Here is an 18,209-nt window from a genome sequence, read left to right as displayed (position 1 = left end):
GCGTGTCCCTGCCGAAGATCCGGGCGTATCCGCTGCCGACGGCGGCGGACCTGCCCGCGGGCCGGGTCGACTGGCGGCCCGATCCGGCGCGGGCGGCTCTGCTCGTGCACGACGTCCAGCGGTATTTCCTTGCCCCGTATGAGGGTTCGCCGATCCCGGAGATGATCGCGAACATCGCGGAGCTGGCCGGAAAGGCGCGCGACAGCGGCGTTCCGGTGTTCTACACCGCGCAGCCGGGAAGGCAGCCCGCCGCCGATCGCGGGCTGCTCACCGAGTTCTGGGGCGACGGCATCGGCGCGGTGATCGACGACGACCCGCGCGCGGCCGACATCGTCGACGAGCTGGCCCCGCGACCGGGTGACACGGTGCTGGACAAATGGCGGTACAGCGCCTTCCAGCGCAGCACGTTCCGCGAGCAACTCGGCGACCGCGACCAGTTGCTGATCACCGGCGTCTACGCGCACATCGGCTGCCAGACCACGGCCGTCGAGGCGTTCATGCGCGACGTCCGGCCGTTCCTGATCAGCGACGCGGTCGCGGATTTCGACCGCTCCCGGCACGACCAAGCGTGCGAGTACGTCGCGCAACGCTGCGGCGTCGTCACCACCACCGCCGACACGCTCGCCGCGCTGTCGGCGCCGATTCCCGCAGGAGCACCTCGATGAGCACCCCCGGACTGACTGCCGAACAGGTCAACGCCGACGTCGCCGAGCTGCTCGGCTGCGGTGTCGACGAGCTGACCCCGGACACCGATCTCGCCGACCTCGGCCTCGATTCGATGCGGATCATGAGCCTGGTCGAGAAGTGGCGCGGCGCGGGCGCGGCGCAGCTGGAGTTCGCGGACCTCGCCGAGGACCCGCGTCTCGGGCACTGGACGAAATTGCTTGCCGGCGGCGCGCAATGAGCCGGGACACGCACCGGCATCGCCACACCGCGCGGATCGCGGAGGTCCGCGCGGGCCGCCAGGCGGAGAAAGTGCCGTACCCCATCCGGATCCGGCGCGCGGAGGTCGTGCGGACCAGCGCGGTCGGCGCCGGGCTGCTGCGCGTCACCCTCGGCGGCCCGGGCACGACCGGGTTCGAGGCGCATTCGCCAGACGAGCACGTGAAAATCCTCTTCCCGGACGCGGACGGCCAGCTGCGGCTGCCCGAGGCGAACGGCGACATGCTCCGCTGGCCCAAGCCTTCGCCGGTCTCGCGCGAGTACACCGTCCGCCGTTACGACCCGGAGTCCGGCGAGCTGGACCTCGACGTCGCGCTGCACGACGGCGGCCTCGGCTCGGACTGGGCGCGCGCGGTCCGGCCGGGCGAGGCCGTGCACGTCGCCGGTCCGCCGGGCGGGCTGATCGTGCCGCACAACTACGACCGCTACCTGCTGGCCGGAGACATCACCGCGCTGCCCGCCCTGGCCCGCTGGCTGGAGGAGCTGCCGCGGACCGCGGTGGGCTGGGCGTTCGCCGAGGTCGCCGACGCGAGCGAGCAGATCGACCTCGACGCTCCGGACGGCGTCGAAGTCCGCTGGCTGCACCGCGGTCCCGGCAATCCGCCTGGCAGCGTCGAGCTTCTCGCCGATGCCGTGCGCGAAGTCAAGATGCCCGAAGGCGAACGGCTTTACGCGTGGGTCGCCGGGGAAGCTGGCGCGATCAAGCCGCTGCGCCGCTGGCTGCGCGACGACCTCGGGCTCGCCCGCGAGGACTACGACGTGACCGGCTACTGGAAACGCGGCGTCGCGGACTTCGACGACGAGCACGACCACTGATCCATCGGAACAGCAAGAAACATTGAGGACCCTCGCATGACCGTCACCAGAAAGACCCGTCTCGCCGCGGCCGCGCTCGCCGTCGCTCTCACCGTGGTCGCCGGCTGCGGCTCCGGCGACGCGCAGAGCGGCGGGAGCGACGCCCCGACCCGCGCCTTCGCCGCCGACAACGGCGAAATCAAGATCCCGGTGAAGCCGAAGCGCGTGATCGCGACCGGCTACGCCGTTCCGGCGCTGCTCGAGGCGAAGGCCCCGCTCGTCGGGATTTCGACGTGGAAGCGCGGCCTGCCGATGATGACGGCCGAGGACCGCAAGAAGTACGACGAGCTGCCGAAGGTCGCGGGCGAGCAGGCCGCCGAGACGAACTACGAGGCCATCGCGCAGGCCGATCCGGACCTGATCGTGATCGGCGTGCCGAAGCCGGTGCTCGCCGACATCGACGTCAAGCGGCTGCAGGAGATCGCGCCGGTCGTGGCGATCGGGCCGTCGGTGCCGTCGGCGTGGCGGGAGCTTTCGCGCAAGCAGTCCGACGCGGCGGGCGCGCTGGCCGGGTTCGACGCCGCGCGCCAGGAGTACGAGGCGAAGGCGAATCAGCTCAAGGAGAAGTACAAAGCCGTGCTGCCGCAGCTGAAGCTGGGTCACGTCGGCGCGTACGGCGAGGTCGCGAAGGGCAACTTCCAGCGCGAGTTCAAGGATTCCTGGGGCACCAACGTCGCGCAGGACATCGGCGCGAACTACTTCGGACAGGTGAAGGTCAAGGGCGGCGGCTCGAAGGACGTCAGCGAGTACCCGTCGATCGAGGAGCTGCCGACCGCGTTCGCGCAGGCGGACGCGATCACCTACTCGGTCAAGCCGGACGGCTCCGTGCCGCCCGCGGTGAAGTACGTGCTCGATTCGCCGCTGTGGAAGGAGCTTCCGGCGGTGAAGGCGGGCAAGACGTTCGCCTTCCGCTACACCGAAGCGGCCACCTACCGGGCGGCGATGAAGACGCTGGACGCGGTGGACCAGGCGTTCGCGCCGCTGCTGAAGAAGTGACGGGGCGCAGCCGGACCGTGCTGCTGGCCGCCGCCGTCGTCCTGCTGGCGGCGGTGGCCGTGGTCAGCGTGGGCATCGGGGCGCACGGCATCGCGCCGGCGGAGGTGCTCCGGGCCATCTTCGGGCAGGGCGATCCGGCCGATCAGGCGGTGGTGCGCGACGTCCGGGCACCGCGTGCGCTGCTGGCGGTCGGCGTCGGTGCGGCGCTGGCGGTGGCCGGGGTGCTCGTCCAGGTGCTGTCGCGCAACCCGCTTGCCGAACCCGGCGTGCTCGGCGTGACCGCCGGGGCCGGGTTCGCCATCACGATCGGTTCCGCGCTCGGCATCGCCGTTTCGGCGTCGGGCGAACTGCTGTTCGCCGTGCTCGGCGCGGTGCTGGCGACGCTGCTGGTGTACGCGGTCGGCCGGCGGTCGCCGTTGCGGATGGTGCTGACCGGCACCGCGCTGACGTTCGTGCTCAGCGGGGTTTCGCTCGGGCTGCGGCTGTTGCTGCCGGACACCTTCGACCGGTACCGGTTCTGGGCGGTCGGCTCGCTAGCCGGGCGGGAGCAGGCTCCGCTTGCGGTGCCGCTGATCGTGATCGCGGTCAGCGTGGTCGCCGCGTTCCTGTTGAGCCGTCAGCTGAACGCGCTCGCCCTGGGCGACACCGTCGCGCACACTCTCGGCGCGCGCGTGGCCCGGATCCGCGCGGTGACGCTGTTGCTGATCACCTTGCTGGCCGGCGCGGCGACCGCGGTAGCCGGGCCGATTCTGTTCGTCGGCCTGATCGTGCCGCATCTCGCGCGGCGCGCGGCCGGTGCGTCGGTGCCGTGGCTGACCGCGTTCGCCGTCGTGCTGGGCCCGATTCTGCTGCTGCTGTCGGACATCGGCTCGCGCGTGCTGCTGCCGACCGGCGAGGTGCCGGTCGCGATCGTCACCGCGTTCGTCGGCGGACCGGTGCTGATCTGGGCGGTCCGCAAGTACGGGACGGCCGCGCTATGACCGCTTTCGTGCTCCGTCGCGGGCGGTTTTCGATGCGGGTCGAGCGCCGCACCGTCATCCTGGTCGCCGTGCTCGTCGTCATTCTCGCCGGTCTGGCGTTGCTGGGGCTGTGCTACGGCGCGGCCTGGGCGAGCCCGGCGCGGGTGTTCGCCGCGCTCGGCGGGTCCGGCGGCGGGCCGGGCGTGGTGATCCGCGAATGGCGGCTGCCGCGCGTGGCGTCCGGGCTGGTCTTCGGGGCCGCGCTCGGGCTGGCCGGGGCGATTTTCCAGAATGTCACGCGGAATCCGCTCGGCAGTCCGGACGTCATCGGCCTCGATTCCGGCGCCTACACCGGCGCGCTGATCGCGATGACGGTGCTGTCCGGGTCGCCGGCGCAGCTGACGTTCGCGTCGGTGCTCGGCGGGCTGGTCACCGCGGCCGCGGTGTACCTGTTGTCGATGGGCGGCAGCCGGTCCGGGTTGCGGCTGATCGTCATCGGCATCGCGATCAACGCGATGCTGACCGCGCTGAACTCGTGGATCGTGCTGCGCGCCGACCTGGAAGTGGCGATCGCGGCGGTCGGATGGAGCGCCGGTTCGCTCAACGGGATCGGCTGGAACGACGTCGCGGTGCCGTTCGGGGTGCTGGCCGTGCTGTTCGCGGTGACGCTGACCCGGGCGCCCGCGCTGCACCAGGCGGCGCTCGGCACGGAACTCGCGGTGACGACCGGCGTCCGGCACGAATCCCTGCGGCTGCAACTGGTCGTGCTCGGCGTCGGCTGCACGGCGACGGTCACCGCGGTGGCCGGGCCGATCGCGTTCGTCGCGCTCGCCGCGCCGCAGATCGGCCGCAGGCTCGCCCGCGCGCCCGGCATCCCGCTGCTGCCCGCCGCGCTGACCGGCGCGGTGCTGCTCGCCGGCGCGGACCTCGTCGCGCAGATGCTGCTCGCCCCGGTGTCGCTGCCGGTCGGCGTGGTCAGCACGGCGATCGGCGGGTGTTACCTGATCTGGCTGCTGACCAAGGAGGTGCGGCGGAAGTGACCGCTCGCTTGACCGCGCGGGACCTCACCCTGCGCTACGGCGACCGCGTCGTGTCGGCGGGGTTGCGGCTCGACGTCCCCGACCGCGCGTTCACCGCGGTGGTCGGCCCGAACGCGTGCGGCAAATCGACATTGCTGCGCGCGTTCGTCCGGCTGCTCCGCCCGGCCGAGGGCGGGGTGGCCTTCGACGGCCGCGCGGTCGGCGCGTATCCGGCGAAGGCGCTGGCGCGGGAACTCGGCTTCCTGCCGCAGGATCCGTCCGCGCCGGAGGACGTCCGGGTCCGGCAGCTGGTCGCGCGCGGCCGGTTCCCGCACCAGTCGCTGCTGTCGTCGTGGTCGGCCGACGACGAGTCCGCGGTCGTCGGCGCGATGACCGCGGCCGGGGTCGCCGGGCTGGCCGACCGCCCGGTGCAGGAGCTGTCCGGCGGGCAGCGGCAGCGGGTGTGGATCGCGGTCGTGCTCGCGCAGCGCACGCCGTACCTGCTGCTCGACGAGCCGACGTCGTTCCTCGACATCGCGCACCAGTACCAGGTGCTGGAGCTGCTGAAACGGCTGCGCGACGAAGGCCGCACGGTGATCGCGGTGCTGCACGACATCAACCAGGCCTGCCGCTACGCCGACCACCTGGTCGCCCTGCGCGACGGCCGGGTCGTGGCCGAGGGCGCGCCCGGCGACGTCGTGGACGCCGCGCTGATCAAGGAAGTCTTCGACCTGCCGAGCGTCGTGGTGCCCGATCCGGTCACCGGCACGCCGATGGTCGTGCCGTCGCTCTGAGCGCGGCCCGCACCCCAGGAGTCACCAGTTGAGCACCGCACCCGCCACCCTCGAATTGACCAGCGCCCAGCTGGGCATCTGGAACGCGCAGCGGCTGGAGCCGGACTCGCCGTACTACCTGGTCGGCGATGTCGTGGAGATCTCCGGCGGCGAGCCGGTCGACCTCGGCTCGCTGGCCGAGGCGATCCGCGCGACCACCGAGGAGGCGGAAAGCCTGCGGCTGCGGGTGCTCGACACTCCGGACGGCCCCCGCCAGGTGGTGTCCGCCGAACCGGTGCCGCTGCCGGAAGTCGTTGACCTGCAAGGGGAACCGGACCCGCTGGCCGCCGCGCACGCACGGGTCGCGGCGGAACGGCGGCGGGCGGCCGAGGCGTGCCGGGGGATGCTGGACCGGGCGTTGTTCTCGCACCTGATCCTGCGGCTCTCCGACACCGAGGTGTGGTTTACCCAGCTCGGCCACCACCTGGTGTTCGACGGTTACACCGCGGCGATGCTCGCCCGGCGCACCGCCGCCCGGTACACCGCGGCGGTGCGGGGCGAGGACGTGCCGCCGTCGACGTTCGGCCGGTTCGCCGATCTCGTCGAAGCGGACCGCTCGTATCGGACGAGTGAGCGCTTCACACAGGACCGCGAGTACTGGTGTGAACGGTTCACACCGATGCCGGAGCTGGCTGAGGACGCGAGCACGGCCGGGCTGCCGGAGGCGACGTTCACCGCGCGCGCCGAACTCACCGCGGCCGAGGTCGCCGGGCTCCGCGAGCTGGGGGAGCGGGCGAAGACGACCTGGGGGGACGCGCTGATCGCGTGTTACGCGGCGTTCCTGCACCGGGTGCTTGGCACGGCGGACGTCGTGTTCGCGGTGCCGCTGATGTGCCGGGCGGGGGCGGCGTTGCGCACCCCGGCGATGGCGGTCAACGTGCTGCCGCTGCGGGTCCGGGTGCGGCCGGGGGACCGGCCGGAGGAGCTGACCGCGCGGGTCGCCGAGGCGCTGCGTGAAATGCGCGCACACCAGCGGTACCGGGGTGAGAATCTTCCTCAGGACCTGGCGGTCCCCGGTGCGGGCGCGTTGCTGCACGGGCGCGGGATCAACCTCAAGGCGTTCGACCTGGAGCTGGCGTTCGGCGAGGCGCGCGGGACGATGCGGAACGTCGCGGGCGGGCCGCCGGAGGACATGGGGCTCAGCGTGCTGCCGACGTCCGGCGGCGGGCTGCTGCTGGGCTTCGAGGTCGACGCGCGGTCCCAGGACCAGGCCGGGGTCGACGCGCAGCTCGCCGCGTTGCGGACGTTGATCGGCGCGTTCACCGGGGCGGCCGCGCCGGTCGTCGGCGGGGTGGACCTGGTGCCGGACGTCGCCGCCCTGCTCGCCGAATGGTCGGCGCCCGCGGTTGCCTCGGCGGAAGTCCGTGAAGGGCACCTTGAGGGAATCAGATTCCTTCAAGGTGCCCTTCACGGACAGACCGCGCTGGTGTGCGGCGACGAACGGCTCACCGGCGACGAGGTGCTGGACCGGGTGCACCGGCTGGCGCGGGCGTTGCGGGCGCGGGGCGTCGGGGCGGACGACGTGGTGGCGCTGGCGCTGCCCCGCTCGATCGACCTGGTGGTGGCACTGCTGGCGGTGCTCGACGCCGGGGCGGCGTTCCTGCCGCTGGACCTGGCACATCCGGCGGAACGCTTGCGCGCGCTGGTCGCCGAGGTGACCCCGAAGCTCGCCGTGACGGACTCGGACCTGCTGCCCGGAGTGCCGCAGCTGCGGCTAGATGATCCGTTGGTGCGGAACGAGATCGCCGGGTATTCGGCGGCGGATCTGTCCGATGTGGACCGTCATCCGGAACATCTCGCGTACGTCATTTTCACCTCGGGCTCCACCGGTCAGCCCAAGGGGGTGCTGGTCCGGTCCGGAGGGCTGGAGACGTTGCTGCGGAATCACCGCGCGACCACGGTCGCCGAGACCGCGCGGGGGCGGCGGCTTCGCGTGGCGCACACGTATTCGTTCGCTTTCGACTCGGCGATCGAGCAGTTGCTGTGGATGCTGTGCGGGCACGAATTGCACATCTACGACACGGAAACCGCCCGCGACGTCGATGCGCTGCACGCCGCGTTTGTGCGGGACGGGATCGAGGTCATCGACACCACGCCGTCGATGGCGGCCCCGTTGCTGGACGCGGGGTCACTCGATCCGGCGTTGCTGGTGCTCGGCGGCGAGGCGACGCCTCCCGCGTTGTGGCAGCGGATCGCTTCGTCGGGTATCCGGGCGCGCAACATCTACGGTCCCACTGAGGCCACTGTGGACGGTGCCAGCGCGGCGATCACCGGGGACGAACCGGTGATCGGGTTCGCGGTGCCGGGGACGCGTGCCTACGTGCTTGATGCTGCCTTGCGGCCGGTGCTGCCGGGCAGCCGCGGGGAGCTGTATCTCGCCGGGCCGCATCTGGCGCGTGGCTATCTCGGCCGTCCGGGCGGGACGGCGGAACGGTTCGTCGCCGATCCGTTCGGGCCGCCGGGGGAGCGGATGTACCGCACCGGTGACGTCGTGCGGTGGGTGCCCGGGCGCGGGCTGGAGTATCTGGGACGGCGTGACGGGCAGGTTAAGATCCGGGGCCACCGCGTGGAATTGGGCGAGGTCGAGGGCGCGCTCGGTGCGGTGCCGGGCGTGCGGGCGGCTGCGGCGGCGGTGCGCGGGCCGCGGCTGATCGGGTACGTCGTCGGTGCCGGGCTGGTCGCGGAGGACGTCCGGGCGACGCTCGCGGAGCGGTTGCCGGAGGCGATGGTCCCGGCAGCGGTCGTGGTGCTGGACGAGCTTCCGGTGACCAACAACGGAAAACTCGACCGGGCCGCGCTGCCCGCGCCCGCGCCCGCGGCGGCAGACGGCGGACGCGAGCCGCGGACGGAACGGGAACGGTTGCTGTGCGCCGCGATCGCCGAGGTGATCGGGGTGGAGCGGGTCGCGGTCGACGACGATTTCTTCGCGCTCGGCGGCGACAGCATCACCGCGATCAGCGTGAGCAGCCGGCTGCGGGCGCACGGGCTGGACCTCCGGCCGCGGGATTTGCTCGCACGGCGCAGTTTCGCGGTGTTGGCGGCGGCGAGCCGGGATCTGTCCGAACCGGACAGTGCGCCGGACGAGCCGGTCGGCGAGGTCCCCGCACCGCCGATCGTGCGGACGCTGTTCGACCTGAACCCGGATCTGGACGCGATCGTCGGCTATGCACAGTGGACAGTGCTCCGAGTGGACGGTCCGCTGCCGGGGCTGGCCGAAGGTGTGCAGGCGGTTCTCGATCACCACGACGTGTTGCGGCTTCGCGTCGAACCTGATGGCACGGTGGTGATCCGGCCGCGTGGCGCGGTCGAAGCGCCGGAAGTGCTCAGCGAGACGACGGGGAATCCCGCCGAGGTGGCGGAGCGGCTGGCGTCCGAATTGGACCCGCGCGCCGGGGCGATGCTGCGGGTCGCGCTGGTGGGGGACCAGCTGGTGCTTGTCGTGCACCACTTGGCGATTGACGGCGTTTCCTGGCGCATCCTGCTGCCGGACCTGCAGACCGCGTGCGAGGGCGGGGTTCTTGCGCCAGTCAAGGCGTCTTGGCGGCGGCACGCGTTGGCGCTGGCCGAACAAGGCGGGAGCGGCGCACGGCGCGGAGAACTGGAGTACTGGCGGTCGACGCAGACAAGCAAGCTTGACCCGGCGCTCGATACCGTCGCCACTGCACACCGTTCGGTTACCGTTGCGTCCGAAGAGGAGAGCACTGCCGTCCTCACGACGCTGCCTGCGGCCTATCGCGCGGGTGTCGACGAGGTGCTGCTCGCTGCGCTCGTGCTGACGCTGCGCGGCGACGAGGACACCTTGACCGTCACGATGGAGGGCCACGGCCGCGAAGGCTTGGACCTTGCCCGCACGGTCGGCTGGTTCACCGCCGAATACCCGGTCCACATAGATCTGTCCGGTGTGGACACTCTCGATCGGTTGCTGCGCGCGGTAAAGGAAGCACGGCGGTCGGTGCCGGACGACGGGATCGGCTTCGGTGTCCTCCGGTACCTGGACCCCGGAGCGGAGTTCACGCCGGAGATGCCGGACGTCCTGCTCAACTACCTCGGCCGGTTCGCCCCGCTGCCCGGTGGTTGGCAGCTGCCGGACGAGGATCCGTTCGCGGTCATCGAGCCGCCCGCGAAGGCGTTGGAGCAGGTACTCGCGCTGAACTGCTTCGTCCGCGAGGACGGCGTGCCGCGGATCGCGGTCGAGTGGACCGCCGCCAGCCGGGTGCTGCCGCCGGCGGACGTCGAACGCCTGCAAGAAAATTGGGCCGCCGCGCTGGCCGCGTTGGCCGCGCACGCAAGGGAAAACACCGGCGGGCTCACGCCGTCGGACCTTCCGCTGGTCACGCTCAGCCAGGACGAGATCGATACTCTCGAACAGCAAGGTCCGGTCGCCGACGTCCTGCCCGCGACGCCGCTGCAGGCCGGGTTGTCCTTCCACACGCTGACCGGCGGCGGGCCGGACGTCTACACCGTGCAGGCGGTCACCCACCTCGAAGGTCAGCTCGACGCGGACCGGATGCGCGCTGCCGCTGAGGAACTGCTGCGACGGCATCCGGCGCTGCGTGTCCACCTGCACACGACGGCGGCGGGCGAGGTCGTGCAGGTCGTGCCTGCCGAGGTGCACCTGGACTGGCGGCACGTCGAAGGTCCGTCGAGCGTCGGGGGCGAATGCGCGGCTGAGCTGGGCAGGCCGTTCGACCTGGCGGCACCGCCGCTGATCCGGTTCCTCCTGCTCACCGTCGGCGCGGCGGAACACCGGCTGGTGCTGACGATCCATCACGCGCTGCTCGACGGCTGGTCGATGCCGCTCGTCGGCCGCGCCCTGCTGGCCACCTACGCCGAGCTGGGCGGCGGGCCGGCGGCTCCGGTCGCGCCGCCGCTCGCCGAGTACCACCGGGTGCTAGCCGCTCGCGACCACGACGCGGCCGTCGAGGCCTGGCGGGAGGCATTGGCCGGCCTGGAAGAAGGAACCCGGCTCGCCCCCACCACTGCCGAGTCCACTTCGGACCGTCCACAGCGGATCTGGGTGGGACTCGGCCCGGAGTTCAGCGAGCAGCTGCGGGGCTTCGCGCGGGAACGCGGCGTGACGCCGACGGCGGTGTTCCAGACCGCGTGGGGCGTCCTGCTGGCGCGGCTCACCGGACGGCAGGACGTGGTGTTCGGCTGCCCGGTGTCCGGCCGTCCGTCGGACGTGCCCGGGGTGGAAGCGATGATCGGCCAGCTCGGCACGACCATCCCGGTGCGCGTGTCGTTCGCCCCGTCCGATTCGGCCGCGGCGCTGTTGACGCAGGTGCAGGACGAGAATGCGCGGCTCACCGACCATCACCATCTCGGCCTGCCGGACATCCAGCGCGCGGCCGGCGTCGGCGATCTGTTCGACACGATGCTCGTGATGGAGAATTTCCCGCTCTCCAGCCGGGAACGTGAACGGCTCACACCGGGGCTCGACCTCGCCGGTGTCGACATCACAGACGCGACGCACTATCCGCTGACCGTGATCGTGCTGCCCGGCGACGAGATCGCGATCGGTCTCGGCTACCAGCCGAACGCCTTCGACGAAGCGACCGTGGAAGCGTACGGCCGCTGGCTGTCGACGCTGCTGCACGAGATCGTGTCCGACCCGGAGCGCCCGGTCGCTCGGCTGCGTTCTCTTGCGGTAGAAGAGGAATCGGCTCTGCTGCGGCAGGGAACCGGACCGGAACCGCGTCGGGAAGCCGGCGACTGCCTGGCGGAGTTCGCCCGCTGGGTCCGGGAAACGCCGGACGCTGAAGCGGTCGTGTGCCGGGACCGCCGGCTGACCTATGCGGAGCTGGACCGGAAGGCGAACCAGCTCGCGCATGCGTTGCGCGCTGCCGGGGTGCGGGAGCAAGACCCGGTCGCGGTGCTGCTGGAACGGGACATCGACCTGGTGGTCGCGTTGTTCGGCGTGCTCAAGGCCGGTGCGGTGCACGTGCCGATGGATCCGTCCTATCCCGCCGAACGGCTGGCGCATCTGGTGAAAGACAGCGCGCCCGCCGCAGTGGTGTCCACTTCGGACCCCGGATTCGGCATTCCGGTGATCGATCCGCTAGTCCTTAATGGACCGTCTACTGGGGACGAAGTGGTCCCGCAGCCGGACTCACTGGCGTACGTGATCTACACGTCCGGAACCACCGGACAGCCCAAGGGCGTCGCGATTACGCACCGGGGCATTCCGAGCCTGGTCGCGCTGCAGGAAGACATCGTCGGCATCCGGCACGGCGAACGGTACCTGCACTTCGCGTCCACGAGTTTCGACGTGTCCTACTGGCAGTTCTTCCTGCCGTTGCTGTCCGGCGGCACCTCGGTGATCGCGCCGGAGGAGGTCCGCGGTTCGGGCGACGACCTGCTCGCCTATGCCGCCGAGCACCGCGTCACCGGGCTGAACCTGCTGCCGTCGTTCCTGTCCGCGATGCCGGACGACGCGACGGTGGACCCGGAGGTGTTCTTCGTGGTCGGTGCCGAACGGCTCGACCCGGAGCTGGCGCGCCGCTGGGGCGACCGGCGGGCGCTGTTCAACGCCTACGGCCCGACCGAGGTCACGATCAACTCCGTCACCTGGGTGTACTCCGCCGACGACCCGGGTCCGCTGCCGATCGGGCGGCCGGACCCGCAGGTGCGGGCGTATGTGCTGGACGCGGGGCTGCGGCCGGTCGGGACCGGCGTCACCGGCGAGCTGTATCTCGCCGGGCCGAAGCTCGCGCGCGGTTACGTGAACCGGCCGGGGCAGACCGCGGAGCGGTTCGTGGCCGACCCGTTCGGCGCGCCCGGCGACCGGATGTACCGCACCGGCGACCTGGTGCGCTGGCGGCCGGACGGGCAGCTGGTGTTCCTCGGCCGCGCCGACCACCAGGTGAAACTGCGCGGGTTCCGGATCGAGCCGGGCGAGATCGAGTCGGCGCTGGCCCGGCATCCGGACGTGCGGGCGGCGGTCGTGCTGGTGCGCGAGGACCGGCCGGGGGACCGGCGGCTGGTCGGGTACGTCGTGCCGGTCGACGGCGCGGACCCGGATCCGGCGGCGCTGCGCGAATATCTGGCCGTCGAACTGCCCGCGCACATGGTGCCGTCGGCGGTGCTCGCGCTGGAGCGGCTGCCGCTCGGCCCTAGCGGCAAGCTGGACCAGGCCGCCCTGCCCGCACCCGGCCCGCGTAACGCCGCCGCCGCTCGCCAGCCTGCGACCGAAGCGGAAACCGTGCTGCTGCAAGTGGTTCGGGAACTGCTCGGGCCGGACGTCACGGTGGACGACGGATTCCTCGACGCCGGCGGCGACAGCATCGCGTCGCTCCGGTTGGTCGCGCGCGCCCGGCGGGAGGGCTTGCACCTGACCGCGCGGGACGTCTTCGAAGGCGGCACCATCGCCGGGATCGCGGCCCGCTGCAGTGACACGACCGTGGTGGTTTCGCCGGATCTGACGCCCGCGGTCGGGGACGCGCCGCTGACGCCCGTCATGCGTGAGCTGCTGGAACGCGCTGGCTCGGCCGCGGATGGGTTCTGTCAGTGGGTCGAGGTCTGTGTGCCGTCCGGCGGTGCCGTGCCGCAGTGGCGCGCGGCGCTGGACGCAGTGCTCGAACGGCACGATGTGATCCGTTCACACCTGGCTGGCGACGTGTTGAGAATTCCGGAACCGGGCGCGGTGACCGGGGCGGACGTGCTGATGGTCGTCCCGGCCGGTGAGGACGCGGACCTGCGGGCGCTGCTGGACGAGCGGATCACCGCGGTCCGGACCGCCATGGACCCGCGGACCGGGCCGTTGCTGCGTGCCGTTTGGGTGGACGCCGGGCCCGCGCGGCCTGGACGGCTCGCGCTGGTCGCGCACCATCTCGTCGTGGACGCGGTGTCGTGGCGGATCCTTCTTGACGACCTTGAACAGGCGTACCTCGGGCACTCGTTGCCGGATCGCGGGCCGTCGTTCCTCGGCTGGGCGCGCGCGTTGGCTGCGGCCAAGCCGGCGCGGCAGGTGGAAAGCCCGCATTGGCAACGGGTTTCCGGTGCGGCTCGCCCGGTAAGCGGGACCGCGCGGCACCACGAGATCGAGATGCCGGAGGGCGTCACGCAGACGGTGCTGACGACGTTGCCGGGCGCGTACCGGACCGGTCCGGACACCGTGCTGCTCACCGCGTTCGCGCGGGCTTACCGGGCTTGGCGCGGCTCGGAGCTGCATGTCGCGCTGGAGAGTCACGGCCGTCCGGATCACACGCCGGACTTCGCCGGAGCGGTCGACCTGTCCCGGACGGTCGGCTGGTTCACCGCGGTGTACCCGGCGCGGATCACGCCGCCCTCCGGGGCGACGGCGATCGCCGCAGTCCGCGACCAGCTGCGTGCCGCGGGCGACGGGCTCGGGTACGGGATCCTCGGCGGCACGTCGACCGGTGCAGACGTCAGCTGGAACTACCTCGGCCGGTTCGAGGCGGCTCCGCAGGCCGAGACTCCGTGGCAGCGCCCGCCGGACGCCGATCCGCTCGGCTCGGACGGCGGCCCGCTGGCGCATGCGCTGATGGTGAACGCGATGGTGCGCGACGACCGGCTGGCGGTGCGGTTCACCTGGCCGTTCTCGGTTTTCACCGCCGAGGAGATCGCTGCGCTGGGCGCGTTGTTCCAGGACGAACTCGCCGCGCTGGCCGCTGCGGTGCCGGCGGGCGAGCTGCTGCCGTTGACGCCGCTGCAGGAGCTGATCCTGCGCGAATCCCGGGCGGCGAGCGAGGATCCGTACCCGGTGCAAGCGGCGTTTTCGCTGACCGGAGCGCTGGATTTGGCTGCGCTGGAGGCTGCTGCCAACGCGCTGGTGCGGCGGCATCCGAACCTCGGCGCGGTCTTCCCGGACGGGCATGAGCTGCAGGTCGTGCCAACGGAGCCGCGGGTCGGGTTCCGGGTGCGCCCGGTCGAGGACGAGGTCGAGCGGCTGCTGGCCGAGGACCTCGCGGAACCGTTCGATCTCGCTGCCGGGCCGTTGCTGCGGGTCACTGTGCTCCGGCACGGTCCGGAGCGGCACGAAGTGGTGCTCACCAGCCATCATCTGCTGTCCGACGGCTGGTCAGCGCCGCGGATCCTGGGCGAGTTGTTCGCGGGGTACGCCGGTGAGCGGCTGCCGGACGCGGTGCCGGTATCGCGGTACACGCGGTGGCTCGCGGCGCGGGACCACGCGGTCAGCGGGCATGCCTGGCGGACGGAGCTGGCTGGTCTGCCGCCTCGAAAGCTCCTGAGTGGACAGTCGTCGGCGGTGGAGCCGGAACTGTTCACTGTGGACGCCTCACTGGTCGCTTCGCTGACTCAAGCCGGTGCCAAACATGGTGTCACGGCAGGGACTTTGCTGCAGGGTGCGTGGGCGGCGGTGCTTGCCGCGCGGGCCGGTGTCGACGACGTCGCGTTCGGCACGATGGTTTCCGGCCGGACGTCCGAAGTGGACGGTGTCGAGGAGATCCTCGGACTGCTCGCCAACACCGTGCCGGTGCGGGTTCGTTTCACCGGCACCGTCGGCGAGGCTCTTCGGCACACCCAAGCCCGGCAACAGGAATTGCTGGCGCATCAGCACGTCGGCCTGGCGGAGCTGGGTGCGCTGACCGGTCGGGACCAGCTGTTCGACAGCCTTGTCGTGTTCGAGAACTACCCGGTGGACCCGGCGAAGCTGCGTGAACCGGCTCCCGGGCTGGCGATCACCGGGACCCGGTTCCGGGAGCGCACGCACTACCCGATGACGGTGACTGTGATTCCTGAACACGCGGGCAGCTGGTCCGGTGTGTTCGGTTATCAGGCCGGGATTCTCACCGCGGCAGAGGCCCGTGCGCTGGTCACGGACCTGCTGCGGTTCCTGGCCGAGCTTCCCTCCCGGCTGGACGACGACGCGGGCGAGTGGCCGCGGTGAACCTGTGGCGGACCGCGTTCGTGCTCGTGCTGGGCACGTTCATGGCGACGCTCGACAGCACGATCGTTTCGGTCGGCGTGGAAACGCTGGCGCAGCGGTTCGACGCGTCGGTCACTGAGGTCCAATGGGTCACCACGGCGTATCTGCTCGCGGTGGTGGCCGCCGTGCCCGCGTCCGGCTGGCTGGCCGCGCGGTTCGGCGGGCGGCGGACGTGGCTGACCGCGGTGGTTGTCTTCGTGCTGGCGTCACTGCTGTGCGGGCTGGCGAGTTCGTTGCCGATGCTGGTGGCGTTCCGAGTGCTGCAGGGGCTGGCCGGCGGTCTGCTGCCGCCGACCGGGCAGGCGTTGCTGGCGCGAGCGGCCGGGCCGGAGCGGATCGGGCGGCTGATCAGCGTCGTCGGCGTGGTGCCGTTGCTGTCGCCGGTGCTGGGCCCGCTGGCGAGCGGGGCGATCCTCAGCGTCGCGGACTGGCCGTGGCTGTTCTACGTCAATCTGCCGGTCGGGGTGGTCGCGGTGCTGCTCGGGCTGCGGTATGTCGCGGCGGACGCGCCGGCTGATCCGCGCGAGCCGTTCGATTTCCGTGGTGCCGCTTTGCTTTCGCCTGGCCTGGCGGCGGTGGTTTTCGGGCTTACCGGGTTTGCTGACGGGTATCCGAAGCTGCTTTCGTCGGCGGCGGTTGTGGCGGGATTGCTGATGCTGGGCGCGTTTGTCCGGCACGGGTTGCGGGTGCGGGCGCCGTTGCTGGACCCGCGGTTGTTCACCCGGCCGCCGTTCGGGGCCGCCGCGTTGGCATTGGTGGTGCTGGGCGCGTCGGTTTTCGGGACGATGTTCCTGCTGCCGCTGTATTTGCGGCGCGGTGCTGGGCTGGATGCGTGGAATACCGGATTGCTTTTGGTGCCGCAGGGGATTGGTGCGGCGGCGGGGTCGGTTTTGGTGCATCGGATCGTGGACCGGGTGACGCCGCGGACGCTGGTGTTGTCCGGGATCGGCCTGGTCGCGCTGGGGACTGCGGCGTTTACTCAGCTCGGCCCGGAATTGCCGGATGTCGTGTTGGTCATTTCGCTGTTGCTGCGCGGGTTCGGGGCGGCGATGATCAGTGCGCCGGTGCTGGCGTTGGTGTACCGCAGTCTTGAACCGGCAGAGTTGCCGAAAGCCGCCGGTGCGCTCAATTTGCTGAATACCTTGGGCGGTTCGGTGGGGACCGCGGTGCTCGCGCTGGTGTTGCAGGACCGGCTGGCCGTACGGGGCGCGGATGTCGCGGCGGCTTTCGCGGACACGTTTTGGTGGGTGCTCGGACTGGTCGTGGTGGCGGCTGCCGGGGCGGCGAAGCTGCCTAGGGAAAGGAGCCGGTAGATGCAGGACACGTTGCCCAGCCCAGCGGAGGTGACCGCGGGGGTGGTGCCGGACGTCGCGCGGCATCGGGAGACTGTTTCGGCGGTGCTGGCTCGCCGGGATCCGCGGTTGCTGGTGATCGTGGGGCCGTGCTCGGTGCACGATCCGGACGGGGCGCTGGAGTATGCCGGATTGCTGGCGGGGGCGGCTGCGCGGTATTCGGACGATCTTGTGGTGGTTTTGCGGGCTTATTTGGAGAAGCCTCGGTCGGTGACGGGGTGGACTGGATTTTTGCCGGATCCTACGTTGGACGGCAAAGGGGATCTCGCCGCTGGGGTGCGGTTGGGGCGGCGGTTTTTGCTTGAGGCGGCGGGGATGGGGTTGCCGTTGGCTTATGAGTTCGTGGATCCGGTGTTGGCGCCTTATGTCGCGGATACGGTGAGCTGGGGGGCGATTGGGGCGCGGACGGTGGCTAGTCAGCCGCATCGGCAGTTGGCGTCTTGGTTGCCGATGCCGGTGGGGATGAAGAATTGTGTTTCCGGGAGGGTGGGGCCTGCGGTGGATGCGATTCGGGCTGCTGGGGCGGCGCATGTGTTTCCTGGGTTGGGGGTGGATGGGCGGATGAAGACCTTGCGCAGTACGGGGAATCCGGATGCGCATTTGGTTCTTCGTGGGGGGTTGGTGCCTAATTACGACGCCGAGTCGGTTGCGGGGGCGGTGGGGTTATTGGGGGAGGCTGGGTTGCCTCGGCGGGTGGTTGTTGATGCGGCGCATGGGAATAGCGGGAAGGATCATGACCGGCAGCCTGGGGTGGTGGGTGAGGTGGCGCGGCAGATTCGGGACGGGGGGCCGGTGGTGGGGGTGATGATCGAGTCGTATTTGCTGGACGGGGCGCAGGATCCGGAGAGGGTGCCTGCGTTGCGGGGGGTTAGTCGGACGGATCCTTGTCTGGGGTGGGAGCGGACTGTGCCGTTGCTGGAGGAGTTGGCGGTGGCTCGTCGCGGACGGTGAGGGGGCTCGTCGCCTGGCGGCGACATTGCGGCTGGGTGGGTGGGGGCACCCCGAAGCCCGAGTGTGCTGACGGTCGTTGGGTGTTTGTCAAGGCGGGAAAGATGCCTTGACAAACACCCAACGACCGCAGGGCGGCTTCGTATCGGGGTGCGGGGGTGGTGTGGGTGCCTGGCTGGGGTGGGTGCATCGGTGGCGGTTCGGTGGGGGTGGGGCTTGCGCCCCAATGTGGCATTGGGTGCGTCAGATGCAACCAATGCCACATTGGGTGCGTGCGCCGCACCGAACGCCACATTGGTGCGTCCCGGTGGGCGGTTTCGGTCTGTGAGGGGAACCCTGAGGGAATCAGATTCCCTCAGGGTTCCCCTCACAGACTTGAAGAAACGGTCACCAAGGCG

At 71.1% G+C, this 18,209-nt stretch carries 10 protein-coding genes; all 10 read left to right on the top strand.

Going from position 1 to position 18,209, the window contains the following annotated elements:
• Window positions 1-2 precede the first annotated feature (2 nt).
• Genes ACFSVL_RS37515 through ACFSVL_RS37470 form a run of 10 tightly spaced genes read left to right on the top strand, consistent with a single transcriptional unit; the run spans window position 3 to window position 17,814 of the window.
• Window positions 3-665: an isochorismatase family protein gene (locus ACFSVL_RS37515; protein WP_378311403.1), complete on the top strand. Its 663-nt coding sequence runs from the start codon at window positions 3-5 to the stop codon at window positions 663-665.
• Window positions 662-904 (top strand): phosphopantetheine-binding protein, encoded by a 243-nt coding sequence (locus ACFSVL_RS37510; protein WP_378311401.1) that lies wholly within the window; start codon window positions 662-664, stop codon window positions 902-904. The genes ACFSVL_RS37515 and ACFSVL_RS37510 overlap by 4 nt, the downstream gene beginning before the upstream one ends.
• On the top strand, window positions 901-1,758 hold the full coding sequence (locus tag ACFSVL_RS37505) for a siderophore-interacting protein (protein WP_378311399.1): 858 nt from the start codon (window positions 901-903) through the stop codon (window positions 1,756-1,758). Before ACFSVL_RS37510 ends, ACFSVL_RS37505 begins: the two co-directional genes overlap by 4 nt.
• 36 nt (window positions 1,759-1,794) lie before the next feature.
• Window positions 1,795-2,793, top strand: coding sequence for an ABC transporter substrate-binding protein (locus tag ACFSVL_RS37500; protein ID WP_378311397.1), 999 nt, complete (start codon window positions 1,795-1,797; stop codon window positions 2,791-2,793).
• On the top strand, window positions 2,790-3,773 hold the full coding sequence (locus tag ACFSVL_RS37495) for a FecCD family ABC transporter permease (RefSeq protein WP_378311395.1): 984 nt from the start codon (window positions 2,790-2,792) through the stop codon (window positions 3,771-3,773). The genes ACFSVL_RS37500 and ACFSVL_RS37495 overlap by 4 nt, the downstream gene beginning before the upstream one ends.
• Window positions 3,770-4,792, top strand: a complete 1,023-nt coding sequence (locus tag ACFSVL_RS37490) for a FecCD family ABC transporter permease (protein WP_378311393.1) — start codon at window positions 3,770-3,772, stop codon at window positions 4,790-4,792. The genes ACFSVL_RS37495 and ACFSVL_RS37490 overlap by 4 nt, the downstream gene beginning before the upstream one ends.
• Entirely contained in the window at window positions 4,789-5,565 is a 777-nt protein-coding gene (locus tag ACFSVL_RS37485) for an ABC transporter ATP-binding protein (RefSeq protein ID WP_378311391.1), read from the top strand. The genes ACFSVL_RS37490 and ACFSVL_RS37485 overlap by 4 nt, the downstream gene beginning before the upstream one ends.
• 28 nt (window positions 5,566-5,593) lie before the next feature.
• Complete coding sequence (locus ACFSVL_RS37480) at window positions 5,594-15,472, top strand: amino acid adenylation domain-containing protein (protein ID WP_378311390.1); 9,879 nt, start codon at window positions 5,594-5,596, stop codon at window positions 15,470-15,472.
• Window positions 15,473-15,513: 41 nt separating this feature from the next.
• On the top strand, window positions 15,514-16,824 hold the full coding sequence (locus ACFSVL_RS37475) for an MDR family MFS transporter (RefSeq protein WP_378311670.1): 1,311 nt from the start codon (window positions 15,514-15,516) through the stop codon (window positions 16,822-16,824).
• Window positions 16,825-17,814 (top strand): 3-deoxy-7-phosphoheptulonate synthase, encoded by a 990-nt coding sequence (locus ACFSVL_RS37470; protein WP_378311388.1) that lies wholly within the window; start codon window positions 16,825-16,827, stop codon window positions 17,812-17,814.
• Window positions 17,815-18,209 lie beyond the last annotated feature (395 nt).

This window comes from Amycolatopsis silviterrae, assembly GCF_042684085.1.
Classification (GTDB): Bacteria; Actinomycetota; Actinomycetes; order Mycobacteriales; family Pseudonocardiaceae; genus Amycolatopsis; species Amycolatopsis silviterrae.
This window is presented reverse-complemented; position numbering and strand designations above follow the sequence as displayed.